This window comes from Acinetobacter sp. SwsAc4, assembly GCF_013391535.1.
GTDB lineage: Bacteria > Pseudomonadota > Gammaproteobacteria > Pseudomonadales > Moraxellaceae > Acinetobacter.
The window spans coordinates 20,180-44,697 of sequence record NZ_JACAXC010000008.1 but is presented as its reverse complement, the minus strand read 5'-3'; the positions used below and the strand labels follow the sequence as shown (position 1 = coordinate 44,697).

Below are 24,518 nucleotides of genomic sequence, written 5' to 3'. Positions count from 1 at the left end.
TATTTTATAAAGTAAAAGATTTTTTTTATTAGTATAAGTTTTTGAAACATAATATTTATTTTGATTCATTCAAATATTATTTGAATGAATCTTTTAATTTATCTTTTTGATAAAAAAATATTGGTCAATCGATTTAAAAACTGTGGACTAATGCTTGAGAGTTGATACATCAGCTTAGTTTTGATACCTACAGGGGTATGCGTTGGAATCAGGGCATGATCTTTTTGTTGTGCTAGATGTAATACTTGTTTTGCTACATCAGCGGGGGTTAAATCTACGCCAATATTTTGAATACTGCCCGCATCCATATTCTTCACCATATTGGTTTGTACAAATAAAGGCATTACATCGAGTACACGAATATTATATTTTTGCCACTCTACATCTAAGGCTTCTGTTAAACCACGAACAGCAAACTTACTTGCTGAATATGAGGCTAAATCTGCTTGTCCATAAATTGCTGAAGCTGAAGAAAGATTAATTACACGAGCAAAACTCGCTTTTTCTAGATGGGGTAACCCAGCATGGCAACCATTCAGAACGCCTTTGATATTGATATCCACAGTGCGATGATGGGATTGAATTGACGTCTCTTCAAATGCGCCAGAGTATAAGATTCCAGCGTTGTTAATTAAAATATTCAGTTCGCCTGCCCAATTTTTAAAATCTTGTAGTGCTATTTTCCACTGACGAAAGTTACTGACATCTAAATAACCCGCTTTAGCATTTTCACCAAGTTCGTTGGCTAAACGAAGCGCTTGCTCATCATTAATATCATAAATACCGACTTTGTAACCATGACGATGAAAGATACGTGCAATCTCAGCACCAATTCCTTGTGCTGCCCCGCTAATAAATACGCTATGTTGCATTGCTTTCCCTTGCTTTATCATATTTCTTTAATCGGCGTATATTACGCATAAGCAGGTTCAAGCTGCAACATTTTGGTGTATTTGGAGGAATTCATGGAAAAGTTATTAGAAATCATGCACGAATTAAGACAAAAGTGTCCATGGGATCAACAACAAACACCAAATAGTTTGACGCGTTATGCGATCGAAGAAGCTTATGAGGTGGAAGCTGCGATTCGAGAGGGCGATCTAAATGAAATTCGTAATGAGTTAGGCGATTTGTTATTGCAGGTCGTGTTCCAATCTCAGATGTATAGTGAACAAGGCGCATTTAACTTCCATGATGTGGTAGATGCAATTAGTGAAAAATTAATTCGTCGTCATCCACATGTATTTCAAGCTGAAAAATATCAAAATTTAGATCCAAAACAAGTCAGTGAACTATGGAAACAAATTAAGCAACAAGAAAAACAAGGTAAGGCTCAATCTCGACTAGATGACGTGAAACATGCGCCAGCATTGGTACAGGCACATGAGATTCAAAAAAAAGCAGCGCAGTTGGGTTTTGATTTTGAAACAGTTGAAGATGCTTATGGGAAGTTAAATGAGGAATTAGAGGAATTACAACAGGCAATAAAAACTAAAAAAACTGATGAAATACAAGAAGAATTTGGAGATTGTCTATTTTCTTTAATTAACATAGGACGTAAAATTGGCGTGTCGAGTGAGACTGCATTATTGGCAACGATTCATAAATTTAGAAGCCGATTTGCATATATTGAACAACAAGCACAAAGACAAAATAAAGACTTGCAAGAAATGAGTTTGGCAGAAATGGATGAACTCTGGGAGCAAGCAAAACGACACTTAAAACTTCAGGGGAAATCCAATGAATTTGCCGCAACCACGCAGCAAACATAACTTTATTCTGTTTATTTTTATATTTTTAAGCTGCTTTGTTTGTGCGAGTGCACAGCCATTTGATCAATCCTATGAAAAATGGAAAGCTCAACAACAAGCACGTGATCAGCAATTAGCGAAGCAGCCTAACAATAATTATTATTTATCAAGACCTACGCCACAGAAAAGCTCCCAGCAAGTTTCATCCTCTACCAATATTCAGGGCGATAAGATTAGTTTGAACCAAGCAAATTTACAGCAGTTACAGACTTTAAATGGCGTTGGTGAAAAAAAGGCTCAGGCAATTGTTGAATATCGCCAAAAGAATGGTGGTTTTAAAACGGTAGATGAGTTGGTCAATGTCAAAGGAATTGGTCCAAAATTACTTGAAAAAAATAAAGCACGCTTAGCATTATAGGATAAAAATAAAGATGATATTGCAATTAAAACATACTGATCTGTTGAAACTTCAACAGAATAAATTGCCCTTTGAGTGTGTTAGAGCTATGATTAGCGACAAATTGTTATTTACGTCCTGACGTAGGAGACAGTGTCTTTTGCAAACTTTGCGTGCGTCAAAATGTGGTTTGTCCACAGCCCAACTCCCTTCTTCAATATTAGATGTAATCGATAGCCTAACGAAAGCAGGCTATGAGGCATATATTGTGGGCGGCGGTGTTCGCGATATGATGTTAGGTCTTAATCCTAAGGATTTTGATGCTGTCACCAATGCAACACCAGCACAAGTGAAAGAAGTTTTTGGTCGACGTTGCCGAATTATTGGTCGACGTTTCGAATTAGCACATGTTTATTCTGGTCGCGAACTGATTGAAGTCGCAACTTTCCGTGCTCCTCCCAAAAAAGCAGTCACCAGTGCTTCTGGTATGATCCTGCGAGATAATAATTGGGGAACCATTGAGCAGGATTTCGCGCGCCGTGATTTTTCCATCAATACCCTGTATTACCAGCCACGTAAAGGCATCGTACTTGATTTTTGTCATGCGGTTGATGATATTAAAACCCGTACCCTGCGTTTTTTGGGAGAGCCTGCCCAGCGTTTTGAGGAAGACCCTGTACGCATGCTGCGAGCATTGCGTTTCGCCGCAAAACTGAATTTCCAGATTGACCAATCCATTCTTGATGTTTTCAGTGTTGAGATGACGCAGTTGTTGCGGGATGTCTCACCGCACCGCCTATATGACGAGTCACAAAAACTATTTACCATGGGGCACCTGACGCAGGTCTTGCCAATGCTGATAGAGTTTGGTGTTTGGAAGCAATTATTTGCTGAAATTCCTCCAAATCTAACAGCTTTCATCGAACGTGCAGCTAAAAATACTGATCAACGAATTCAAATTGGTAAGACCATTAATCCCGCATTTTTTTATGCAGTATTGTTATGGAAGCCTTTCTTAGAGCGTTGTGATTTTTATTTAAATAAAGGGGTTGTTCCTGCTGAAGCACGTGCCCAAGCTGGTTTAGATGTATTGAAACGTCAAGCCACACGTACCATTATTCCTCGTTTTGCTGAAACTTTTATTCGTGAAGTATGGGAAATGCAAACCCGTTTGCTCAATCCAAAACCACAGCAAATTGAAGCTTTAGCTGGACATGCACGTTTTCGTGCAGGCTTTGACTTCTTGTTGTTACGTGAGAAATCAGGTGATAGCAGTACCGAAGGCATGGGTATTTGGTGGGAAGCTTACCAAGAAATGTCAATCGATCAAAAAGAAGTCGCAATTCGTCAATACAACCGTCAACGTAGTAAAACACGCCGTAAGACAGTTGAAGTTGATGAGCCAAAGACCACTGAGATTGAGCCTTTGGTCAATGTCCCTGAGCCTAGAAGCCGCCGTGCCAAGAAAGAACGTGTTAGAGCAGATGAATCAACTAGCCGTTTTATTGAAAAAGCGACTGCCGTTTCAGGACAAATCAATGCAGATCATCCGATCCTTAAGCGTAAGCGTGTACAACGTGATCTCAGCCAAGTGGTTTTTGGACCGACGCAATGACTATTCGTACCTATATCGGTTTAGGCAGTAACTTAGGCGATTCACAACAGATTCTTAGCGAAGCTGTTGTGAAGTTGGCTAGTTTAGGTTCGGTAAAAGTTTCAAGGCTTTATCAAAGTCCGCCGATGGGTCCTCAGGACCAGCCAAATTATCTAAATGCCGTTGTTCAATTGGACACGACACTTGAAGCACTTGCCTTATTAGACCAATTACAACAATTTGAGCAAGAAGCAGGTCGTATTCGTTTAAGGCGATGGGGAGAGCGCACGCTTGATTTGGATCTATTGATTTATGGTCAAGAGCAGATTCAAAATGAACGTTTGACCGTACCACATATTGGTATTTTAGAGCGTGATTTTGTGATCCTTCCCTTATTAGATTTAGATGCTCATTTACAGTTAAATGGGCACTCATTAAAAGATTTAGAACTAGTGCAGCAAGCAAACTTAACTGTAATCGCAGATCAATCTTGGGCAACTGCTTAAGATTGTTTCGTTCTGGAAATGCCTGCAGAGGATATCATCATGATTAGTCTAAGTGACTTAAGAAAATTTAAAGCTGATGGACGTAAGTTCTCATGTCTTACTTGTTACGATGCAAGTATGGCTAAAGCGATGGAATTGGCTGAAATTGATACAATTTTAATTGGTGATTCTCTAGGAATGGCGATTCAAGGAAGAGATTCTACACTTCCTGTGACAGTTGAAGATATGGTTTATCATACAGCAGCTGTACGTCGTGGTAATTCGCACGCTTTAATTATGACTGATCTACCATTTATGAGTTATGCAACGCTTGAAGATGGTCTAAAAAATGCCAAAGCCGTGATGCAAGTAGGCGCACAAATGGTCAAGATTGAAGGCGGTGCTTGGCTAAGTGAATTAGTCCAAGTTTTGACACGTAATGGTATTCCTGTCTGCGTGCATTTGGGTTTAACGCCACAATCAGTACACGTATTCGGCGGCTATAAACTTCAAGCACGAACGCGTGAAGCAGCAGATCAATTAATTGCGGATTGCCAAGCTGTGGTTGATGCAGGTGCTGCGGTATTATTATTAGAGTGTGTTCCAGCTCAGTTAGGCAAGGAAATTGCTGAACTATTTCCTAATACGCCAGTGATTGGTATTGGTGCAGGCAATGAAACCGACGGACAAGTCTTGGTGGTACAAGACATGCTTGGTTTAACTTTTGGTCGCGTTGCGCGTTTTGTGCGTAATTTTATGAAAGAACAAGCGGGCGAAACCGCAATTCTGGACGCCTTTAAGGCCTATCATGCTGCTGTTCAAAATCAATCATTTCCAGCGAAAGAACATACTTTTCAAGTTGAGCTCTAACTCATGAAAACAGAAACAACAATACAAGGCCTAACCGCATCATTAGCACCGGCAAGAACAACAAAAAAATTAATTGGTTTTGTGCCAACTATGGGGAATTTGCATGAAGGTCATTTGACTTTGGTGCGCGCTGCAAAAAAAATCTGTGATGTCGTGGTGGTGAGTATTTTTGTTAACCCAATCCAGTTTGGTGCGGGTGAAGATTTTGATAGCTATCCACGTACCTTAGAACAAGATAGTCGTTTGTTGGCAGATGTAGGGTGTGACATTATTTTTGCCCCTTCTGTCGATCAAATGTATAGCAAGCAGCCTCGTTTAACCAATATTAGTGTTAGTCAAATTACCAATGATTTATGTGGTCAATCGCGTCCAGGTCATTTTGATGGCGTGGCGGTTGTTGTCACTAAACTATTCAATATTGTACAACCTGATTATGCTTTTTTTGGAGAAAAAGATTACCAACAATTGGCTGTAATTCGTCAGTTGGTGCAGGATTTAAATATTCCATTAGAAGTCATCGGTGTACCAATTGTACGAGCAGCAGATGGTTTGGCTTTAAGTTCACGCAATGGTTATTTGTCTGAAGAGCAACGAAGTATTGCGCCAAAAATTTATCAGTTGTTAAAACAAGCTGAGGTTGGATTGGGAGAGGGGCAATCACTTTCGCAAGTGTTAGCAAATATCTCAACGGAATTGACACAAGCTGGATTTGTTGTGGATTATGTAGAGGCTCGTCAACCTAATTTGCAACCAATTGAAGAGTTTGATCGTGATTTAGTTTTATTTATTGCGGCTAAATTGGGTTCAACACGTTTGATTGATAATTTACACATTAATTTCAAAACATAAAATAAATTAAAGGGCGATATGCGATGAAGCGTATTCTTATCGTGACAGGACAGTCAGGTTCAGGAAAATCATCTGCATTACAGGTGCTTGAAGATTTGGGCTATTATTGTATAGATAATTTACCTTTGGCATTATTGCCTGAAATTGTGTCAAAACTGGATCATGAGAATAATCTTGAGCAGTTGGCGCTGGGCGTTGATATCCGTAGTACCCGTGCCGATATGCAGGAGTTTGACCATGTTTTTGAACAATTGCAAAAACATGGTACCGTGGATATCATTTATTTAACCACGCAAGATCAGGATTTAGTTGCACGGTTTAGCTCTTCGCGTAGACCGCATCCCTTAGCAAATCGTTTTAATAGCCTGTTGCAATGTATACAGGAGGAAAAACAGTTGCTGATACCGATCCAGTTTCGTTCCACCGTGCATATTGATACCACAGATAAAAGTGTCCATGATTTAAAGCATATTTTGCTGACCAAACTGGGGCAGTCAGACAAGTTGATTGTGATTCTACAATCCTTTGGCTATAAACATGGCATTCCGCTTGATGCCGATTATGTATTTGATGTGCGTCATTTACCTAATCCGCATTGGGATTTAGAGTTGCGTCGTCTTTCTGGGTTGGATGATCCCGTCTGCCGTTTTTTAGAAAGCAATCAGCAAACCAATGAAATGTTTACCGATATTTATAACTTCTTGGAAAAATGGTTGCCAGCTTTTGCGGAAGGGCATCGACATTACATGACCATTTCAGTGGGATGTACAGGTGGGCAACATCGTTCAGTTTATATCGTGGATAGACTCAAACAGGCTCTTAAGGCAAAATGGACTGTCCAAATCTTACATAGAGAAATGAAGCACTGGTCATGATAGACACAACAATTGATGTAATTAATAAACTCGGCTTACATGCGCGTGCATCTGGTAAACTGATTGAAGTCACAACTAAATTTAGCTCTTCGATACAAATCGGCAAGGGTGATAAATTGGTTGATGCAAAAAATATTATGTCATTGTTGATGTTGGGTGCTGGTAAAGGCACAACATTAAGATTGGTGATTGATGGTGCTGATGAAGAAAAAGCACGGGAAGAAATTCAAACGCTGTTCGCAGCAAAATTTTATGAGGCAGAGTAATCGTGGCACGTGGTACCCAACAACGTTATACAGATGAAGATTTTGAGTCATTAGAAGGACGTGCGAGTAGAACCGAGCAAAAAAAAGCTGTGCAACGTATGGCTGCTTTAGGTGAGCAATTGGCTCAACTCAATCCAAAACAAATTCAAAAGCTTCCTGTCGATGAGCGTTTGATTGATGCATTACTTGAAGTGCAGAAGATCAGTTCATTTGAAGCACGCCGTCGTCAGTTTCAACGTGTTGGTAAGTTATTGCGTAATGAAAATGAAACCACGATTTTATCTTATTTGACACCGCAACAAGGTGCTAAAAAACAAATGCAATTGATGCGTTGGGTCGATCGAATGATTGATCAAGGTGATCCAATCATTAATGAGTTTAGTAAAGTGTTTAATGCTTCTGAACGCCATACTTTGCGTCAGCATGTTTTACGCATTCATCGAGATATCAAACAGCAGGTGAGTGAAGAAGAACTTGCCGCATCCAAGCTCAAATTTGTGAACTATGTACAGCAAGTCGCCTTGTTATCTGATCAAGGTTAAAGCCAAAAAGAAGTTTCAGTTGAAACTTCTTTTTATTTTTAGGCATTAATTCTCAAACGAAATGCTAGCTCGTTCTTTTGCCCACTCTCTTAAAATAAATTTTTGTAATTTGCCTGTTGATGTTTTTGGAATCTCAGTAATCACGACATCTTTGGGAACTTTAAAGCGAGCCAGTTCTTTTTGGCAATGTGCAATAATTTCTTCTGCGGAAGCAGATGCACCTTGCTTCAACTCAATAAATGCACAAGGCACTTCTTGCCAACGTTCATCAGGTTTTGCGACCACTGCGGCGGTGAGTACAGCAGGGTGGCGGTAAAGTACATCTTCGACTTCGAGCGATGAAATATTTTCGCCACCTGAAATGATAATATCTTTAGAGCGATCAGTAATTTTGGCATAACCATCAGGATGGCAAACGGCTAGATCTCCTGTATGAAACCAACCACCTTTAAAAGCTTCTTCAGTCGCTTGTGGATTTTTGAGATAACCTTTCATCACGATATTACCACGGAACATAATTTCGCCCATGGTTTGTCCATCATTCGGTACGGGTTGCATCGTTTCAGGATCAAGTACTCGCATACTGTCTTGGAGTGGATAAGGAACACCTTGACGAGAATGAAGTTGAGCCTGTTCTTGAATAGATAAGTCACTCCATCCTGCTTGCGAAGCACATAATGCCGATGGACCATAGGTTTCTGTCAAACCATATACATGATTAACATTAATTCCAATATGGCGCATACCTTCAATAATCGCAACGGGCGGGGCAGCTCCAGCAACCATGACTTCAACATGGTGGTTGAAAGCTGTTTTTTGTTCTGCTGGAGTATTGATGAGCATGGATAAGACAATTGGCGCACCGCAGAAATAATCGACTTTGTGTTCAGCGATATATTTAAAAATTAAAACTGGATCAACTCGACGTAAGCAAATATTGGTGCCGCCACTGGCAGCAATTGACCATGCAAAACACCAACCATTACAGTGAAATAGTGGTAGTGTCCATAGATAAACCGCACGAGGTTTCATACCACATGCCAAAATATTACTGGCCGCATTGAGATAAGCACCACGATGGTGATAAACCACACCTTTTGGATTGCCTGTGGTGCCTGAAGTATAATTCAGACTAATCGCATCCCATTCATCTTGTGGAAGTAGCCATTCAAATTCAGGGTTGCCTTCAGCTAACCACGATTCATATTCATATTGCCCAAGTGCAATTTGCTCACCTTCGTATTCCTGATCAAATACATCAATCACAATAATATCTTGAGTGATCAGCTTTAACGCTTCTTCAGCAAGTGATCTGAATTCTGGATCGACCAAAAGAACTTTTGATTCTGCATGAGCCAGCATAAAAGCAATGGTTTTGGCATCGAGACGAGTATTCAGCGTATTGAGTACTGCACCTGCCATTGGTACAGCGAAATGTGCTTCAATCATTGCAGGTACATTCGGCAAGAGTACCGAAACGGTATCATTCTTTTGAATTCCTAACTGAGTGAGCTGATGTGCAAACTGGCGACAACGTTGATAGCTTTGTTGCCATGTGATTTGACGTTCCCCATGAATAATGGCGGCTTGGTATGGATAAATATAAGCAGCACGTTCTAAATAACGTAAAGGTGATAAAGCAACGAAATTTGCAGGGGTTCTCGGTAATTCATCATATGCACTAACCATGTGTTTGCTCCATTTGTGTTTTTTTCATTTATATCTATATCAACATAGTGTGTCATTCAGTCTAAATCATTTAGGCTTTAGTCGGAGATGAAGCTTAATCAATCTAGGTTTTTATGATTCAAAGGTTTCATCCTCAACTAAACCTGTGTAAAATCTTGAATACTTTTTTATCCGCCGTTTTTTATCTTTTGAGGTTCGCCTCAATACATAATCTCGCGGTGATATGCTCCTTCGTATAGGGCATCACTCCTTAAGGATTTTATTATGCCAATTATTACTTTGCCAAATGGCGATCAAAAACAGTTTGATCAAGCCGTATCTGTGATGGACGTTGCATTAAGCATTGGTCCGGGTCTTGCGAAAAATACCGTAGCAGGTCGTGTTAATGATCGTCTAGTCGATGCTTCAGACTTGATTACCGAAGATGCAACTGTGCAAATTATCACGCCTAAAGATGAAGAAGGCGTAGAGATTATTCGTCACTCTTGCGCACATCTCGTTGGTCACGCTGTTAAGCAGCTGTTTCCAGAAGCAAAAATGGTAATTGGTCCAGTCATTGAAGAAGGTTTCTACTATGACATCTGGATGCCACGTCCTTTTACTTTAGATGATATGGCAGCGATTGAAGAGCGTATGAAAAAGCTCATCGATCAAGATTATGATGTCATTAAAAAAATGACACCACGTGATGAGGTGATTGCAGAATTCACAGCACGTGGCGAAGAATACAAATTGCGCTTGATCGCAGACATGCCGAATGAAACACAAATGGGCTTGTACTACCATCAAGATTATTTGGATATGTGCCGTGGTCCGCACGTACCAAATACCAAATTCTTAAAATCATTCAAGCTCACAAAAATCTCTGGTGCTTACTGGCGTGGTGATGCGAAGAATGAACAGCTTCAACGTATTTATGGTACGGCTTGGGCTGATAAAAAACAGTTAGCTGCATATATCAAACGTATTGAAGAAGCAGAAAAGCGTGACCATCGTAAAATTGGTAAAGCTTTAGATTTATTCCATATGCAAGAAGAAGCACCAGGAATGGTGTTCTGGCATCCAAATGGTTGGACAATCTATCAAGTGCTTGAGCAATACATGCGTAAAGTTCAGCAAGACAATGGCTACCTAGAGATTAAAACGCCGCAAATCGTCGATTTTACGCTTTGGGAAAAATCTGGTCATGCAGCCAACTACGCAGACAACATGTTTACAACTCATTCAGAGAGTCGTAACTATGCTGTTAAGCCAATGAACTGTCCTTGTCACGTACAAGTGTTTAACCAAGGCTTGAAATCTTACCGCGATTTACCAATTCGTTTGGCTGAGTTTGGTTCTTGTCATCGTAATGAGCCATCAGGTTCTTTACACGGGATTATGCGTGTTCGTGGCTTTACCCAAGATGATGCACATATTTTCTGTACCAAAGAACAAATTGGTCAAGAAGTTGCTGACTTTATTAAGCTGACTTTAGATGTTTATAAAGACTTCGGCTTTGAAGAAGTGCAAATGAAACTTTCTACACGTCCTGAAAAACGTGTCGGTGATGATGCACTTTGGGATTTAGCTGAAAAATCTTTGGCGGATGCTTTAGATAACGCAGGCTTAGCTTGGGATTTGCAACCTGGTGAAGGTGCATTTTATGGTCCGAAAATTGAATTTTCATTGAAAGATTGCTTAGGCCGTGTATGGCAGTGCGGTACGATTCAATGTGACTTCAACTTACCAATTCGCTTAGATGCGTCTTATGTCACTGAAGACAACGATCGTGATCAACCAGTCATGCTTCATCGTGCAATTCTTGGTAGTTTTGAGCGTTTTATTGGTATACTAATTGAACACTATGCGGGCTTTATGCCGCCGTGGTTAACACCAATTCAAGCGTGTGTTATGAATATTACTGATTCACAAGCAGAAGCATGTGAACAAGTGGTTGCAAAACTCAAAGAAAATGGTCTTCGTGCTATTTCTGACTTGAGAAATGAAAAGATCGGATTTAAGATTCGTGAGCGTACCCTAGAGCGTATTCCTTACCTTCTAGTTCTTGGTGATCGAGAAGTTGAAGAAGGTACTGTTAATGTGCGTACTCGCTCAGGAAAAAATTTAGGTACTATGTCAGTAGATGCATTTATTGACCTAGTGAAATCTGCCGTTGCCGAACGCGGCCGGTACATTGTGGAGTAATAAAGATTAAACAGCCTGACCGTAACCAGCAACAAGGTGCTAAAAGTAACCGTCCTGCAATTAACGAAGAGATCCGTGCGAAAGAAGTACGCCTCGTCGCTGCAGATGGAGAACAAAAAGGTGTTGTTTCATTAACTGAGGCATTACGTGCTGCTGAAGAAGCTAATCTTGACCTTGTTGAGATTGTTGCTAATGCAGAACCGCCTGTTTGTAAAATCATGGACTACAACAAGCACTTATTTGACTTAAAGCAAAAGCAAAAAGATGCGAAGAAAAAACAGCATCAAGTGCAAGTGAAAGAAATCAAGTTACGTCCTGCAACGGACGTAGGTGATTACCAAGTAAAATTGCGTGCAATTTTACGTTTCCTTGAAGAAGGAAATAAGGTGAAAATTACCTTGCGTTTCCGTGGTCGTGAGATGGCACATCAACAGCTTGGTTTGGCTCAATTGCAAAAAATTGAAGCTGACGTTGCTGAATTTGGCGTAGTTGAACAAGCGCCGAAGATGGAAGGTCGTCAGATGGGCATGTTACTTGGTCCTAAAAAGAAAAAGTAATCATCCAATCATCAAAAAAGCCCTGCTCGAATAGCAGGGCTTTTTTGATTTAAAGCATAATTACTGAGTACTTACAGTTTTTTCTGTAGAATCAGGCTGATCAAGTAAAAGTTTTTTCTTACCAATTGGGATTTCGCGTGGAAGTTTCTCTTCTGGTATGATTCGTTCCAACTCAATAACCAATAAACCATTCTCATAATCAGCTTGTTGAACTTCAATATGTTCATCTAAGCGTAAAGACAATTTAAAGGCACGACGCGCGATTCCTTTATGCAGATATTCAGTTGTTTCTTTCTGAACAACCTCAGGTTTACCTGAAATGGTAAGAAGCTGATTTTCTAGACTCAGTCCTAATTCCTCTAGGCTAAAACCTGCGGTAGCCACCACAATGCGATAACGGTTTTCACCAGATTTCTCTATGTTATATGGAGGGTAATTGGGTGTATCACTTTGCATGGCGTAGTCAATAAAATCATTTAAACGGTCAAATCCAATGCTACGACGAAATAAAGGATGAAGATTTAGATTACTCATGATTAGAACCTCCTGAGGTCAGCAAAGTTTTAAAAATAAGAAGATAAAACTTAAACCTGCCATGTATAAACATCGACAGAATGTTAAAAATCGTCATTTCTAACACAATAATTAATATATGTTTGGGTTTAAAAAATTCAAGTTAAAGATCTATTTTTTTAAATAAACTTTATATATAATTGATAATTATAAAAAATTATTTTTAATGTGCAGAACTTGTTGTTTTTTTTTAAATCTATTAAGGTGTGTAAAGAGCCACCATCTACGGTGTATGGAGAATAATTTTAAAATGATTGATCTTTATTATTGGGGAACACCCAATGGACATAAAATAACCATTGCACTTGAGGAAATGGGCTTGGATTATCAAATTTTTCCAATTAATATTTTGGAAAATGATCAGTTCCAACCTGATTTTTTACGTATTTCGCCAAATAATAAAATTCCAGCGATTGTTGATCAAAATGGACCGCGAGGTGAACCGATTTCTGTATTTGAATCAGGTGCGATCCTACAATATTTAGGTCGGAAGACTGGATTATTCTATCCTACGGATGAACAAGAGCGAGTTGAAGTAGAGCAATGGTTAATGTGGCAAATGGGTGGGTTTGGTCCAATGCTAGGGCAAAATCATCATTTTAATAAATTTGCACCTGAACGTATTCCTTATGCAATTGATCGTTATATCAATGAGACTAAGCGCCTTTACACTGTTTTAAATAAGCAATTGATTGGTCAGAAGTTCGTGGCGGGTGAGTATTCAATTGCCGATATGGCAATCTTGCCTTGGGCATTGCGTTATGAATGGCAAGGCATTCAGCTTGAAGATTATCCATATGTGCAAGACTATATTGAACGCTTAACGGCGCGTTCTGCGATACAAAAAGCTTTATCGATCCAAGTCTAATATTTTACCGTGTTTAAGTTTGCCTCATGAGTTATTGGTTGTTGTTTATATCTGCTTTTGGGGCTGCGACATTATTACCCTTACAGTCGGAAGCAGTATTAATAACCTTATTGATACAAGGGCTTTCTAATCCACTTTATCTGATCTTGGTTGCAACCATTGGAAATGTCTTGGGTTCATGTGTGAACTGGTGGTTAGGACTGAAAATTGAAGATTTTAAGGATAAAAAATGGTTTCCTATTTCAGAACAGCGCTTAGCACAAGCACAACAGATCTATCATAAATATGGTTTTTATTCGCTGCTACTGAGTTGGACACCTGTGATTGGTGATCCGATTACTTTGATTGCGGGATTGATGAAAGAAAATTTTTGGCGATTTTTATTGATTGTCACCATCGCCAAAGGTGGGCGTTATTTAACATTGTATGTGTTATATCTTGGAGTTTTTTGAAAAAAGGGAAAGTTTGACTTTCCCTAAAACCTTTAATGATCAGTAACTTTAGTCATATCGACTTTAAATAAATCGCTGGTTTTCAACCAACAGTAAGTTACAACTGCAAGCGTCATACAACCACCAAATATGGTCGCGGTGATTGTTCCGAGATACTTGGCTGCCAGACCTGATTCAAAAGCCCCGAGTTCATTACTCGATGAAACGAACATTCCATTTACCGCAGCCACTCGACCTCGCATATTTTCAGGTGGGAAAATTTGTAGCACAGTTTGACGAACTACGACAGAAACACTGTCACAAGCACCAGTCATGGCTAAGGCAAATAGTGATAGCCATATATTGTTTGAAAAGGCGAACAGAATGGTAAAAATACCAAAGCCAGCGACAGCCAATAACATATTCCGCCAAGCGTGGTGCATTGGTGGGAATTTGGTCAGGACAATCATAGTAATCAGTGCGCCGATCGAAGGGGCGGCGCGTAGATAACCTAAACCTTCAGGGCCGACCTTTAAGATTTCTTCTGCAAAAATGGGCAATAATGCAATCACACCGCCAAAGAGTACCGATACCAAGTCTAGTGAGATTGCCCATAAAACAATTTTGGTTTTCCAAATAAAGCGGAAACCATCGGTCAGGCTTTGTAAGACATTCTCAGTTTCCATTTTGGGGAATGTTCGTTTTTGTAAGCAATTAATCAAAATAAAGCAGATTGCCAATAATGTTGATACTGCAAAAAGGCTCGTTTCGCGTCCCAGAAATGCCAACATAAAACCACCCAACATTGGCCCAATAATGACACCACTTTGCCAGCCGATCGTGGTCCAAGTGGCACCATTTGCATACAGTTCGCGTGGAATTAAAAAGGGTTTGAGTGAGGTTGCTGATGGATTGTAAAAACCTCGAATAGTACCCAAGGCAAATATGACAGCATAAATGCCCCAAGAAAGTGTGCTAATACCAATTTTTTCTAAGCCATGGAAATGGAATAAGCCCCAAAGAACCAAAGGTAAAGGAATGGAAAAGAATAAACAGACCTTCATAATGCTTTGTTTATTCAGTTTATCTGCAAAATAACCACCCCATAAAGAAAGCGTGATAAATGGGATTGCTTCAGCCAAACCAATAAAACCCAAGGTTAGGGGATCACGAGTGATTTGATAGAGTGAATAAGCAACAATAATTTCCTGAATTAAAATTGCCAGTGTTAAGCAAAATTGATTCAAGGTCACAATAGAGAAATCTCGATACCGTAACGCGGCGAATGCATCATTCTGAATATTCATAAGAATAAAGATTTAATAATTTGATTCTATTATAGGCGCTAATTTTGTGGATTTTTCTCATAATTTGAGAATTAATTATGGAAAATAACGTTTGAGAAAAATAAAGTAGTTGATGTTAAAAAATGAGCATTTTACTTTTGTTTTAAAGGCAGATGCTATATGATACTGCCTTCCTTACCTGCAGGTCGATTTGCAATAGTGCAAACGAGCCGAACAGGTGCCCAAAAGAGGTTACTATGGCTAAGTTAAAAACTCGCCGTGGTGCAGCTAAACGCTTTAAAGCGACTGCAAACGGTTTCAAGCGCAAACAAGCATTCAAGCGCCACATTTTGACCAAAAAATCTGCTAAGCGTATCCGTCAATTGCGCGGTTGTGTAATGGTTCACGTAAGTGACGTTGCATCAGTTCGTGCTATGTGCCCATACATCTAAGGAGATTATAAATGGCTCGTGTAAAACGTGGTGTACAGGCTCATCGCCGTCACAAAAAAATTCTTGCTCGCGCTAAAGGTTACTATGGTGCTCGTTCACGCGTTTACCGCGTAGCGTTCCAAGCAGTAATCAAAGCTGGCCAATATGCTTACCGTGACCGCCGTCAAAAGAAACGTCAATTCCGTGCTTTATGGATTGCGCGTATCAATGCTGGTGCTCGTCTTAACGGTTTGTCTTACAGCCGTATGATCGATGGCTTGAAAAAAGCTCAAGTGATCATCGACCGTCGCGTATTAGCTGACATCGCTATGCATGATGCAGTTGCATTTGCTGCTTTAGCTGAAAAAGCTAAAGGCGCATTAGCTGCATAAGCTTAGAGATTCAAAGAAGGCCGCTTTTTAGCGGTCTTTTTTATTTTTAGTGAATTGGATTTTCAATAATAGATAATAATCAGAGATATATGATGCAAGACGAAAATTTTTTAAATGATTTAATTCAACAAGTCCAGCAAGGTCGCCCATTTAAATATTTATATTTCTGGAGACATACTCCAAAGCAAAACAATCATGTGGATAAAAGTTGTTTTAGCCAGTGGTTTTCATTACCATTTAAACAGGAGGGTGTTGAATATCTCACAGCAGAACATTATATGATGGCGCAAAAAGCAAAACTCTTTAACGATGATGAGATATTTCAACAGATTTTGAAGGTCACCACCCGAATGAAGCAAAACAGCTCGGTCGGAAAGTACAGCATTATGACGAGCAGTTGTGGCAGGAAAAGCGTTTTGAGATCGTAGTACAGGCAAATTGGGCTAAATTTTCACAGCATCCTGAGCTAAGAGATTTTCTACTTACTACGCATGATCGTATTTTGGTTGAAGCATCGCCCGTTGATCAGATTTGGGGGATTGGAATGGCACAAGATCACGAGCATATTCAAGACCCGAACCTATGGCAGGGGTTAAACTTACTTGGATTTGCTCTGATGCAGGTTCGGTCTCAATTTCTGGCTCATTAATATTGAGCCTTTGAGAAGAAGCTATACTCTGTACTTATTGTATAGCCCTTATAGTCTGCTCAAACATGCTGATGTTATGGCGATACGATTTGATTCAATATCTAAATCTGGTTCTATCAACATCTATGAATGTGACTGAGCGCTTGATGGAAGTTATAGTCCAAAATAATAAGCAACCAAACAAATAATCACGGTTAATATAATCAATTTAATCACGCCAGACGCACCTACTTTATGATGGTGGGACTTATTAATCTGATGTGGAATTTCCATGGTTCGGTCAATGATTTCAGGTTCTTCTGCCGTAAGTTGAGCCGTTTGGTAGTGATTTGCGGTTTTTACAATCAGCTTGGCAAATAAGTCATCCGTTTTTTGTGAAAAATTACGGAGATTAATCTGTTCTTCAGGGCTAATTAACTCACCTGTAGTCGTATAAGGATGCTTTCTTTGTTGTTCTAAATAATCAGTTAATGCTTGTGTGCGATGTAATAATCGATGTGCACAATCCGCTGGATAATCTGTTGGAATCAATGCTAATTGTTTGCTAGAAAGATGTGTAAGATCAGCTTCATAACCATAAAAAGGCAAATCTTGTTGTTCTGGCTCTGGAAAATGTTCAGCATATTTACTATCGAACAGTTCTTTCTCCAAGACAATGGCAGCCTGATTCCAATTTATCTTCTGTAAGTCAGCATCAATTTTTTTGGCGAATTTATCATTCAACTCATAACGCCAAAATACTTCTTGGTGGAGTGTTGTTTGTTGAGATGCCGGCGCATCAAAGGCTTGATCACTGTTATCCCATTCAGCCAGTTCATGGCCACAGATCCATGCGGTTTTTTTATTGCCTTGATGGCTCACAATAAAATGCGCAAAGGGAAGCAGCTCTACGTTAGCATTTGGATTTTGCTCATCATTCAGTACGCTAGATAAATGTAGGCTGAGTTTTTTAATACCTTGTTTTTTTAAGCCTTCAAGCCAAATCTGGAAATGTTGTGCCAACAGGTGTTGAGAGAGTAAGTCTCTAAAAATCAGTCGATTTTGATTGAAAATCGGATGTTCAACCCAACGGCTAAAATTGAGATTTCCTGCTAAATATTCATTGCCATAAGTCACTAGTGTAAGCTGTTGTTTCCAGATTTGATCAAGCGCCATCGTTATTCTTTCTCATTGACGATATCGGTATCTTATACATTTTATTCAATTGTTGAGTAATTTTTCAGAAATTTTAGTTGATCTGCTTAGGTATCTTGTTGTTTTATTTTTGCATCTTTATTTTCAAAAGTACGTTATTTAAACCGCTGTTTATTTTCATCAAACTGGTAAAAAGCTGATAAACTATAGCGTTTTATTATATTTCTATATTTTGTTGCTTTGAGAGTTACTATGTCACTGGAAGCCCTGACCACTGAAGCGCTTGCTGCCATTGCAGCGGCTCAAGACCTTGCTGCACTCGATCAAGTTCGTGTGCAATTTACAGGGAAGAAAAGCCAGCTTGCAGAGCAGTCGAAAGCACTTGGAAAAATGGATCCTGAAGAGCGAAAAGTACAAGGTGCTGCGATTCATGCTGTGCGTGAAGCAATCAATACGGCTTTGACTGAGCGTCAACAGACATTACAACAAGCTGAACTTGCAAAAAAATTAGCAAGTGAAACCATTGATATTACTTTACCGGGCCGCGGTCAGCGCATGGGAAGTATTCATCCTGTTACTCAAGTACAAGAGCGTATTTGCCAATTCTTTACTAAAGCAGGTTTCCAAATAGCACATGGTCCAGAAGTTGAAGATGATTATCACAACTTTGAAGCCTTAAATATTCCGGGACATCACCCAGCCCGTGCGATGCATGACACTTTCTACTTTGATGCAACCCATTTGCTTCGTACCCATACTTCAGGCGTGCAAATTCGAACCATGGAAACCAGTCAGCCGCCAATTCGTATCGTGTGTCCTGGCCGTGTTTATCGTTGTGACTCAGATCAAACCCATTCGCCAATGTTCCATCAGATCGAAGGTTTGTACGTTGCTGAAAATACCAGCTTTGCTGAGTTAAAAGGTTTATTGATTAACCTACTCAATGAGTTCTTTGAAAAAGATTTAAAAGTACGTTTCCGTCCATCTTACTTTCCATTTACAGAGCCAAGTGCAGAAGTGGATATTATGGATGAACGTGGTCGTTGGTTAGAAGTTTTAGGCTGTGGCATGGTGCATCCAAATGTATTGCGTGCCGCAGGAATTGATCCTGATAAATACAAAGGCTTTGCCTTTGGTCTAGGGGTAGAACGTTTTGCAATGTTGCGTTATGGCATCAATGATTTGCGTATGTTCTACCAAAATGACGTGCGTTTCTTACGCCAATTTGCCTAAACAGTTTTTCAGGATTAAAGAAGGTTTATACAAATGAAAATTAGTGAAAATTGGTTACGCAGCTGGGTAAATCCAGCGATTGATAGCGATACATTGTCTGATCAATTGACCATGTTGGGTTTGGAAGTTGATGAGTTAGCACCTGTTGCAAAACCGTTTACTGGTGTGGTTGTTGGTGAAGTCCTTACGGTTGAACAACATCCAGATGCGGATCGTTTACGTGTGACCACGATTAATATTGGTTCGGGTGAAGCCTTACAGATTGTCTGTGGTGCGCCAAATGTTCGTGTGGGCATGAAAGCTCCTGTTGCAACTATCGGTGCAGTATTGCCAGGTGATTTCAAAATTAAAAAAGGCAAGCTCCGTGGTGTTGAATCACAAGGTATGCTCTGTGGTGCTTCTGAAATTGATTTAGAAGACAAAATTGATGGTTTGTTAGAGTTGCCTGCTGATGCACCAGTGGGGATGAATATTCGTGAATATTTAAAGCTTGATGACAATGTCATTGATATCAGTATCACACCAAACCGTGGTGACTGCTTTAGTATCCGCGGGATTGCCCGTGAAATCGCAGTGATCAATCAGTTAAAGGTGAATGAGCCTGAGATCCAGTCTATACCTGCAACAATCACAGATGAGAAAGCAGTAACGATTAGCACGGAAGGTACACCACGTTATTTGGGTCGTATTATCAAAAATGTCAATGTCAAAGCGCCGACACCGGAATGGATGGAACAGGCATTGGCACGCTCAGGCATTCGTACGCATAGTATTTTGGTGGATATTACTAACTATGTATTACTCGAGCTTGGTCAACCGATGCATGCCTTTGACTTGGCAAAAATCGAAGGTTCGATTCAAGTGCGCCAAGCGCAGCCACAAGAAAAACTGACTTTGCTCAATGATCAAGAAGTTGAACTGCAAGATGACATGATGGTTATTGCAGATGATCAGAAAGTATTGGCAATGGCAGGCATTATGGGCGGGCTGGATTCATCGGTAACTGATGAGACTCAAGATATCTTCCTCGAAAGTGCGTTCTTTGCGCCTTTAGCTATTGCAGGGCGTGCTCGTCGTTTCGGTTTGCATACTGACTCATCACAGCGCTACGAACGTGGCGTTGACTTTGAATTGCCGATGATTGCTATGCACCGTGCTTCTGAGCTGATTCAAGCCTTTGCTGGTGGTGAATTTGGTCCAATTACCGTTGCCGAGCAAGAGGCTTTATTGCCGAAACGTGAAGCGATTGTATTGCTACAAGCACAGGTTGATCAGTTGTTAGGCTATCAAGTTGCTGGTGATTTTATTGCGGATGCGTTAACACGGTTGGGCTGTGTGGTTGAAAGCAAAGCTGAAGGTGAGTGGAGCGTAGTTCCACCATCACATCGCTATGATATGGCAATTTATCAAGACTTGATTGAAGAAGTTGCACGTATTCACGGCTATGACAATATTCAAATCAGTTTGCCAAAAATTGATGTGACATTGGAGAAATATCAAGATCGTTTTGAAATCGCTCAATTACGTCAAACGATAGCAACCTTGGGTTACCAAGAAGCGATTAGTTTTAGCTTTGCCGATGCAAAACTTGAGAAGCAATTGAATCCAAACGTACAGCCATTAATGCTTGCCAACCCAATTTCAAGTGACTTGGCTGCAATGCGTAGTACTTTGTTATCCAGCCTGATTCCTTGTGTCCAGTACAATTTAAACCGTCAGCAGCAGCGTATCCGTTTCTTTGAACTGGGCTTACGTTTTGATTATCAAAATGCACAAAGTATTCATGACCTGAAACAGATTCCGACTCTGGCCTTGATTGCGGTTGGTTCACGTGTACCAGAATCTTGGCATGCAAAACCACAGGTAATGGATTTCTTTGATTTCAAGGGTGAGGTGGAAGAAATTCTGGCTGCGGGGCGTGTAAAGGCTGAATTTGTCCGTACTGAGCGTGCATGGCTGCATCCAGGTCAATCTGCGGAAATTGTGGTTGATGGACAGTCGATTGGTTACTTGGGGCGTTTACACCCGTCACTGGAAAATGAACTCGATTTGGGCACAACATGGGTGGCAGAACTGGATCAGCAGGCTGTTTTGCAATCTTATGTATCTAATTTTACAGAATTATCACGTTTTCCATCGGTTAGACGTGATATTGCGCTTTTAATCTCTGATAATATTGAGGTTAGAGATATTCAGCGCTTAATTGAGCAGACTGGTGGTGAGTTACTCGACTCAACATGGTTGTTCGATGTGTATACGGGTCAAGGGGTTGAACAAGGCAAGCGCTCTTTAGCTTTTGCAGTGTTGTGGCAACATCCAGCACGTACGCTTGAAGATGCTGAAATTAAATCTGGTATGGATAACATTATTCAAGTGTTGGAAGACACTTACCAAGCGACATTGAGGGCCTCATGACAGCATTAACAAAAGCAGAGATGGCGGACCATTTAAGTGAGCTTACTAGCTTAAATCGCCGTGAAGCAAAACAGATGGTTGAGTTGTTTTTTGATGAGATCAGCCAAGCATTAATTGCGGGTGAACAAGTCAAACTTTCTGGTTTCGGTAATTTTGAATTACGTGATAAACGTGAGCGTCCAGGACGCAATCCAAAAACGGGTGAAGAAATCCCGATTTCTGCCCGCCGAGTGGTTACGTTTAGAGCGGGTCAAAAATTTAGACAGCGCGTTGGAAATGAGCAGATCGATTGATCTGCTTTTTTTATAGTGATATTTTTATTTGATTAAAAATCTAGGCGTAAAAAAAGAGAACCTATAATGGTTCTCTTTTTGATAATCTAAAAATATTAGATTATTGAGCAGCAGAAGCTGGAGCAGCTTCAGAAGCAGCAACGTCAGAAGCAGCAGCAGCAACGTCAGAAGCAGCAGCAGCAACGTCAGAAGCAGCAGCTTCAACAGCAGTAGTAGCTTCAGAAGCAGCAGCTACAGCTTCAGACGCAGCAGCGTTAGCATCAGCAGCAGGAGCTTCTTCTTTCTTAGAGCAACCAACGAAAGCTAAAGTAGTAGCAATAGCAGCAGCAACAGCGAATTTTTTGAATAACATGGCATCACTCTCATAAAATTGTGAGATTAAAAAAAACCTAGAGTTAGTCTGTTTGTGCTTTTATTATTCCTAAACGCTTTAGGTAACAACGCAGGGAGCAGCCTAACTGGTCTGCTGCTATCCTATCAAAGCAGATCATGAATTACTACTGTTCTGTCCAACAAAACGACAAAAATGGGCAGAATTTGGCTATTTTTTGATAGAAAAAAACTATGGAAATTAAAATTAAAATCGGTATTTCATTGTTTTTTTTATTGAAATTAATTTTAAATTTATTAAAAACAAAGGTTTATTGTTTTATTGGAATTTTAAAATAATCTGTAAATATTATGTAAGTTTGTCAACCAAATAAAAAAGGCTACCATAAAGGTAGCCTTTTTTAATGCACTTATCTTATGTCGATGCTTTACGTTTCATTTGATCAAAGAAGTCATCATTAGTTTTGGTTTCCTTCATACGATCTAATAAGAATTCCATTGCCGCAAGTTCATCCATAGGGTGAAGCAATTTGCGTAAAATCCAAACTTTACGTAGATTTTCTTCGCTCATTAGGCGCTCTTCACGACGAGTTCCAGATTTTTTGATATTCATTGCAGGGAATACTCGTTTCTCTGCGATACGGCGATCAAGCGTAATTTCTTGGTTACCTGTACCTTTAAATTCTTCGTAAATTACATCATCCATTTTACTGCCTGTTTCGATCAAAGCAGTTGAAATGATGGTTAGAGAACCACCTTCTTCGATATTACGCGCAGCACCGAAGAAACGTTTAGGGCGTTCTAATGCATGAGCATCCACACCACCTGTAAGTACCTTGCCTGATGATGGAATTACCGTGTTGTAAGCACGCGCAAGACGAGTAATTGAGTCAAGTAAAATCACAACGTCTTTTTTATGCTCAACTAAACGTTTTGCTTTCTCAATCACCATTTCTGCAACCTGAACATGGCGAGCAGGTGCTTCATCAAAGGTTGATGCTACTACTTCACCGCGAACGGTACGTTCCATCTCGGTCACTTCTTCAGGGCGTTCGTCAATGAGAAGTACGATTAAGAACACTTCAGGATTATTACGCACAATGGATTGAGCAATGTTTTGTAATAGCATTGTTTTACCCGCTTTAGGCGGTGCAACAATAATAGAACGTTGACCTTTACCAATCGGTGCCACCAGATCAACTACACGGGCAGTGAGGTCTTCAGTGGTTCCATTGCCCAGTTCCATGACTAACTGTTCAGTTGGGAACAATGGTGTCAGGTTTTCAAATAAAATTTTATTACGCGAGTTTTCTGGGGTGTCATAGTTGATTTGATTAACTTTTAACAAGGCAAAATAACGTTCACCTTCTTTTGGTGGACGAATTGTACCTGTAATGGTGTCACCTGTACGCAGGTTGAAACGGCGAATCTGGGATGGGCTGACATAAATGTCATCTGGTCCTGCCAAATATGAACCAGCAGCCGATCGTAGGAAACCAAAACCATCAGAGAGAATTTCGAGAACACCATCACCAAAGATTTCTTCGCCATTCATGGCATGGCGCTTTAAAATGGCAAAAATAATATCTTGTTTACGGTTACGTGCCATGCCTTCAAGGCCCATAAACTCCGCAATTTTAATGAGTTCGCCAATGGGTTTTTTCTTGAGTTCAGTTAAGTTCATAAGTGGTCAGACAGAATGGAATAAGTGGAGGAGTGTTTGGAAAGAATAAAAAAATCGACCGCATACATACATGCTGATGTAATTGTATAGTTACACAACCACAATTCAGTAGTCTGGTTCATTGTTTCAGAGAGAAATGTGAAAACAATTATTATTGCCGAGCGGCGATCTTATGTTTGTGTCTTGTAAGAAACGCAATGAAGTAGATTCCATTCAAAGCTTCTTCATCCAAGAATATAAGCGAAACTAAGAAATTTGTCAATTTTTACTGAGAAATACGTCGCTTAATTTAGACGTATTTCTCTTACTTATACGGTCAAAATCTGATTAGATGTTTTGATCAATAAATGCTGCAAGTTTAGAACGAGGTGCTGCACCGACTTGTTGAGCAACAACTTCGCCATTTTTAAACATTAATAATGCTGGAATATTACGAATGTTGTACTTCACAGCAGTGTCTTCACATGCAGTCACGTCAACTTTAACGATTTTGACTTTCCCTGCATATTCATTTGAAAGGTCTTCTAGCACTGGTGCAATGGCTTTACATGGTGCACACCAGCCAGCCCAGAAGTCAACAAGTACAGGAGTTTCAGCATCTAAAACATCTGCTTGGAAGTTTTCATCAGTTGTATTAACAATAGTCGCAGACATAAGGTTACTCCAAATTTAATAAATAAAGTGCAAATTCGTTCATCATCAGCATGAATCTTACATTGCTACTTTACTCAATGTAA

The 24,518-nt window shown here is 40.0% G+C and carries 26 protein-coding genes and 1 pseudogene; 19 read left to right on the top strand and 8 right to left on the bottom strand.

The genetic code is table 11. The features are described from left to right. Positions 1-98: 98 nt before the first annotated feature. Entirely contained in the window at positions 99-872 is a 774-nt protein-coding gene (locus HYG88_RS06120; RefSeq protein ID WP_005164341.1) for an SDR family oxidoreductase, read from the bottom strand. A gap of 93 nt (positions 873-965) precedes the next feature. Between HYG88_RS06120 and mazG the strand changes: the two genes are divergently transcribed. The 9 genes from mazG (at position 966) to yjgA (ending at position 7,629) form a co-directional block, all read left to right on the top strand. Continuing rightward, on the top strand, positions 966-1,772 hold the full coding sequence (gene mazG / locus HYG88_RS06115) for a nucleoside triphosphate pyrophosphohydrolase (protein ID WP_005164356.1): 807 nt from the start codon (positions 966-968) through the stop codon (positions 1,770-1,772). Further along, complete coding sequence (locus HYG88_RS06110; protein ID WP_005164358.1) at positions 1,741-2,169, top strand: ComEA family DNA-binding protein; 429 nt, start codon at positions 1,741-1,743, stop codon at positions 2,167-2,169. The genes mazG and HYG88_RS06110 overlap by 32 nt, the downstream gene beginning before the upstream one ends. Positions 2,170-2,308: 139 nt before the next feature. Then, the gene (gene pcnB / locus HYG88_RS06105; RefSeq protein ID WP_005164360.1) at positions 2,309-3,763 is read left to right on the top strand and encodes a polynucleotide adenylyltransferase PcnB; all 1,455 of its coding nucleotides are present in this window, start codon (positions 2,309-2,311) and stop codon (positions 3,761-3,763) included. Then, positions 3,760-4,248: a 2-amino-4-hydroxy-6-hydroxymethyldihydropteridine diphosphokinase gene (gene folK / locus HYG88_RS06100; RefSeq protein WP_005164362.1), complete on the top strand. Its 489-nt coding sequence runs from the start codon at positions 3,760-3,762 to the stop codon at positions 4,246-4,248. The genes pcnB and folK overlap by 4 nt, the downstream gene beginning before the upstream one ends. Positions 4,249-4,287: 39 nt before the next feature. Then, the gene (gene panB, locus HYG88_RS06095) at positions 4,288-5,097 is read left to right on the top strand and encodes a 3-methyl-2-oxobutanoate hydroxymethyltransferase (RefSeq protein ID WP_005164364.1); all 810 of its coding nucleotides are present in this window, start codon (positions 4,288-4,290) and stop codon (positions 5,095-5,097) included. Between the two features lie 3 nt (positions 5,098-5,100). After that, positions 5,101-5,946: a pantoate--beta-alanine ligase gene (gene panC / locus HYG88_RS06090; RefSeq protein WP_178882773.1), complete on the top strand. Its 846-nt coding sequence runs from the start codon at positions 5,101-5,103 to the stop codon at positions 5,944-5,946. Positions 5,947-5,969: 23 nt separating this feature from the next. Further along, positions 5,970-6,821 carry an RNase adapter RapZ gene (gene rapZ / locus HYG88_RS06085; RefSeq protein ID WP_005164367.1) on the top strand — a complete coding sequence of 284 codons (852 nt, stop codon included), beginning with the start codon at positions 5,970-5,972 and terminating at the stop codon, positions 6,819-6,821. Beyond that, positions 6,818-7,087 (top strand): HPr family phosphocarrier protein, encoded by a 270-nt coding sequence (locus HYG88_RS06080; RefSeq protein WP_005164368.1) that lies wholly within the window; start codon positions 6,818-6,820, stop codon positions 7,085-7,087. Before rapZ ends, HYG88_RS06080 begins: the two co-directional genes overlap by 4 nt. Before the next feature lie 2 nt (positions 7,088-7,089). Next, a complete protein-coding gene (gene yjgA / locus HYG88_RS06075) occupies positions 7,090-7,629 on the top strand; it encodes a ribosome biogenesis factor YjgA (RefSeq protein ID WP_005164369.1) in 540 nt (179 codons plus the stop codon). A gap of 45 nt (positions 7,630-7,674) precedes the next feature. On the opposite strand, the gene HYG88_RS06070 is transcribed toward yjgA, so the two are convergent. Further along, entirely contained in the window at positions 7,675-9,318 is a 1,644-nt protein-coding gene (locus HYG88_RS06070) for an acyl-CoA synthetase (protein WP_005164370.1), read from the bottom strand. A gap of 264 nt (positions 9,319-9,582) precedes the next feature. Between HYG88_RS06070 and thrS the strand changes: the two genes are divergently transcribed. Next, positions 9,583-11,505, top strand: a complete 1,923-nt coding sequence (gene thrS, locus HYG88_RS06065; protein ID WP_087547686.1) for a threonine--tRNA ligase — start codon at positions 9,583-9,585, stop codon at positions 11,503-11,505. Between the two features lie 5 nt (positions 11,506-11,510). Beyond that, positions 11,511-12,062 (top strand): translation initiation factor IF-3, encoded by a 552-nt coding sequence (gene infC, locus HYG88_RS06060; RefSeq protein ID WP_081399795.1) that lies wholly within the window; start codon positions 11,511-11,513, stop codon positions 12,060-12,062. A 60-nt stretch (positions 12,063-12,122) separates the two neighbouring features. Here infC and HYG88_RS06055 read toward each other — a convergent pair whose 3' ends face one another. Continuing rightward, positions 12,123-12,596, bottom strand: coding sequence for an Hsp20 family protein (locus HYG88_RS06055; protein WP_087545618.1), 474 nt, complete (start codon positions 12,594-12,596; stop codon positions 12,123-12,125). A gap of 289 nt (positions 12,597-12,885) precedes the next feature. Here HYG88_RS06055 and HYG88_RS06050 point away from each other — a divergent pair, with 289 nt between their 5' ends. Beyond that, the gene (locus HYG88_RS06050; protein WP_087545619.1) at positions 12,886-13,503 is read left to right on the top strand and encodes a glutathione S-transferase N-terminal domain-containing protein; all 618 of its coding nucleotides are present in this window, start codon (positions 12,886-12,888) and stop codon (positions 13,501-13,503) included. 26 nt (positions 13,504-13,529) lie between these two features. Beyond that, the gene (locus tag HYG88_RS06045; protein WP_178882772.1) at positions 13,530-13,955 is read left to right on the top strand and encodes a YqaA family protein; all 426 of its coding nucleotides are present in this window, start codon (positions 13,530-13,532) and stop codon (positions 13,953-13,955) included. Positions 13,956-13,987: 32 nt separating this feature from the next. On the opposite strand, the gene HYG88_RS06040 is transcribed toward HYG88_RS06045, so the two are convergent. After that, a complete protein-coding gene (locus HYG88_RS06040) occupies positions 13,988-15,241 on the bottom strand; it encodes an MFS transporter (protein ID WP_178882771.1) in 1,254 nt (417 codons plus the stop codon). Between the two features lie 236 nt (positions 15,242-15,477). Between HYG88_RS06040 and rpmI the strand changes: the two genes are divergently transcribed. The 3 genes and pseudogenes from rpmI to HYG88_RS06025 all read left to right on the top strand — a co-directional run bounded on the left by rpmI (position 15,478) and on the right by HYG88_RS06025 (position 16,692). Further along, complete coding sequence (gene rpmI, locus HYG88_RS06035; protein ID WP_004637967.1) at positions 15,478-15,672, top strand: 50S ribosomal protein L35; 195 nt, start codon at positions 15,478-15,480, stop codon at positions 15,670-15,672. A gap of 11 nt (positions 15,673-15,683) precedes the next feature. Next, a complete protein-coding gene (gene rplT / locus HYG88_RS06030; RefSeq protein WP_004675688.1) occupies positions 15,684-16,043 on the top strand; it encodes a 50S ribosomal protein L20 in 360 nt (119 codons plus the stop codon). Positions 16,044-16,132: 89 nt separating this feature from the next. Next, a pseudogene (locus HYG88_RS06025) lies at positions 16,133-16,692 on the top strand (NADAR family protein). A 153-nt stretch (positions 16,693-16,845) separates the two neighbouring features. On the opposite strand, the gene HYG88_RS06020 reads toward HYG88_RS06025, so the two are convergent. Then, complete coding sequence (locus HYG88_RS06020; RefSeq protein WP_005164383.1) at positions 16,846-17,847, bottom strand: hypothetical protein; 1,002 nt, start codon at positions 17,845-17,847, stop codon at positions 16,846-16,848. A 231-nt stretch (positions 17,848-18,078) separates the two neighbouring features. Here HYG88_RS06020 and pheS point away from each other — a divergent pair, with 231 nt between their 5' ends. From pheS to HYG88_RS06005, 3 genes are read left to right on the top strand one after another with little or no spacing between them, the layout of a single operon-like run. Then, positions 18,079-19,059, top strand: coding sequence for a phenylalanine--tRNA ligase subunit alpha (gene pheS / locus HYG88_RS06015; protein WP_005164386.1), 981 nt, complete (start codon positions 18,079-18,081; stop codon positions 19,057-19,059). Positions 19,060-19,092: 33 nt separating this feature from the next. Further along, positions 19,093-21,474, top strand: a complete 2,382-nt coding sequence (pheT, locus tag HYG88_RS06010) for a phenylalanine--tRNA ligase subunit beta (RefSeq protein ID WP_005164394.1) — start codon at positions 19,093-19,095, stop codon at positions 21,472-21,474. Continuing rightward, positions 21,471-21,767: an integration host factor subunit alpha gene (locus HYG88_RS06005; RefSeq protein ID WP_004664224.1), complete on the top strand. Its 297-nt coding sequence runs from the start codon at positions 21,471-21,473 to the stop codon at positions 21,765-21,767. The genes pheT and HYG88_RS06005 overlap by 4 nt, the downstream gene beginning before the upstream one ends. Before the next feature lie 100 nt (positions 21,768-21,867). Here the strand turns inward: HYG88_RS06005 and HYG88_RS06000 are convergent, their stop codons facing one another. The 3 genes from HYG88_RS06000 to trxA form a co-directional block, all read right to left on the bottom strand. Then, positions 21,868-22,119: a hypothetical protein gene (locus HYG88_RS06000; protein WP_004664225.1), complete on the bottom strand. Its 252-nt coding sequence runs from the start codon at positions 22,117-22,119 to the stop codon at positions 21,868-21,870. A 393-nt stretch (positions 22,120-22,512) separates the two neighbouring features. Further along, positions 22,513-23,781, bottom strand: a complete 1,269-nt coding sequence (gene rho / locus HYG88_RS05995) for a transcription termination factor Rho (protein ID WP_004906752.1) — start codon at positions 23,779-23,781, stop codon at positions 22,513-22,515. Positions 23,782-24,108: 327 nt separating this feature from the next. Continuing rightward, positions 24,109-24,435 (bottom strand): thioredoxin, encoded by a 327-nt coding sequence (gene trxA, locus HYG88_RS05990; RefSeq protein ID WP_004675702.1) that lies wholly within the window; start codon positions 24,433-24,435, stop codon positions 24,109-24,111. Positions 24,436-24,518: the final 83 nt, after the last annotated feature.

Excerpts from the sequence above, each read along its gene's own strand:
- HYG88_RS06120 (WP_005164341.1), bottom strand. The coding sequence starts at position 872 with ATGCAACATAGCGTATTTATTAGCGGGGCAGCACAAGGAATTGGTGCT.
- mazG (WP_005164356.1), top strand. The coding sequence starts at position 966 with ATGGAAAAGTTATTAGAAATCATGCACGAATTAAGACAAAAGTGTCCA.
- HYG88_RS06110 (WP_005164358.1), top strand. The coding sequence starts at position 1,741 with ATGAATTTGCCGCAACCACGCAGCAAACATAACTTTATTCTGTTTATT.
- folK (WP_005164362.1), top strand. The coding sequence starts at position 3,760 with ATGACTATTCGTACCTATATCGGTTTAGGCAGTAACTTAGGCGATTCA.
- panB (WP_005164364.1), top strand. The coding sequence starts at position 4,288 with ATGATTAGTCTAAGTGACTTAAGAAAATTTAAAGCTGATGGACGTAAG.
- panC (WP_178882773.1), top strand. The coding sequence starts at position 5,101 with ATGAAAACAGAAACAACAATACAAGGCCTAACCGCATCATTAGCACCG.
- rapZ (WP_005164367.1), top strand. The coding sequence starts at position 5,970 with ATGAAGCGTATTCTTATCGTGACAGGACAGTCAGGTTCAGGAAAATCA.
- HYG88_RS06080 (WP_005164368.1), top strand. The coding sequence starts at position 6,818 with ATGATAGACACAACAATTGATGTAATTAATAAACTCGGCTTACATGCG.
- HYG88_RS06070 (WP_005164370.1), bottom strand. The coding sequence starts at position 9,318 with ATGGTTAGTGCATATGATGAATTACCGAGAACCCCTGCAAATTTCGTT.
- thrS (WP_087547686.1), top strand. The coding sequence starts at position 9,583 with ATGCCAATTATTACTTTGCCAAATGGCGATCAAAAACAGTTTGATCAA.
- HYG88_RS06055 (WP_087545618.1), bottom strand. The coding sequence starts at position 12,596 with ATGAGTAATCTAAATCTTCATCCTTTATTTCGTCGTAGCATTGGATTT.
- HYG88_RS06050 (WP_087545619.1), top strand. The coding sequence starts at position 12,886 with ATGATTGATCTTTATTATTGGGGAACACCCAATGGACATAAAATAACC.
- HYG88_RS06045 (WP_178882772.1), top strand. The coding sequence starts at position 13,530 with ATGAGTTATTGGTTGTTGTTTATATCTGCTTTTGGGGCTGCGACATTA.
- HYG88_RS06040 (WP_178882771.1), bottom strand. The coding sequence starts at position 15,241 with ATGAATATTCAGAATGATGCATTCGCCGCGTTACGGTATCGAGATTTC.
- rpmI (WP_004637967.1), top strand. The coding sequence starts at position 15,478 with ATGGCTAAGTTAAAAACTCGCCGTGGTGCAGCTAAACGCTTTAAAGCG.
- rplT (WP_004675688.1), top strand. The coding sequence starts at position 15,684 with ATGGCTCGTGTAAAACGTGGTGTACAGGCTCATCGCCGTCACAAAAAA.
- HYG88_RS06020 (WP_005164383.1), bottom strand. The coding sequence starts at position 17,847 with ATGGCGCTTGATCAAATCTGGAAACAACAGCTTACACTAGTGACTTAT.
- pheS (WP_005164386.1), top strand. The coding sequence starts at position 18,079 with ATGTCACTGGAAGCCCTGACCACTGAAGCGCTTGCTGCCATTGCAGCG.
- pheT (WP_005164394.1), top strand. The coding sequence starts at position 19,093 with ATGAAAATTAGTGAAAATTGGTTACGCAGCTGGGTAAATCCAGCGATT.
- HYG88_RS06005 (WP_004664224.1), top strand. The coding sequence starts at position 21,471 with ATGACAGCATTAACAAAAGCAGAGATGGCGGACCATTTAAGTGAGCTT.
- HYG88_RS06000 (WP_004664225.1), bottom strand. The coding sequence starts at position 22,119 with ATGTTATTCAAAAAATTCGCTGTTGCTGCTGCTATTGCTACTACTTTA.
- rho (WP_004906752.1), bottom strand. The coding sequence starts at position 23,781 with ATGAACTTAACTGAACTCAAGAAAAAACCCATTGGCGAACTCATTAAA.
- trxA (WP_004675702.1), bottom strand. The coding sequence starts at position 24,435 with ATGTCTGCGACTATTGTTAATACAACTGATGAAAACTTCCAAGCAGAT.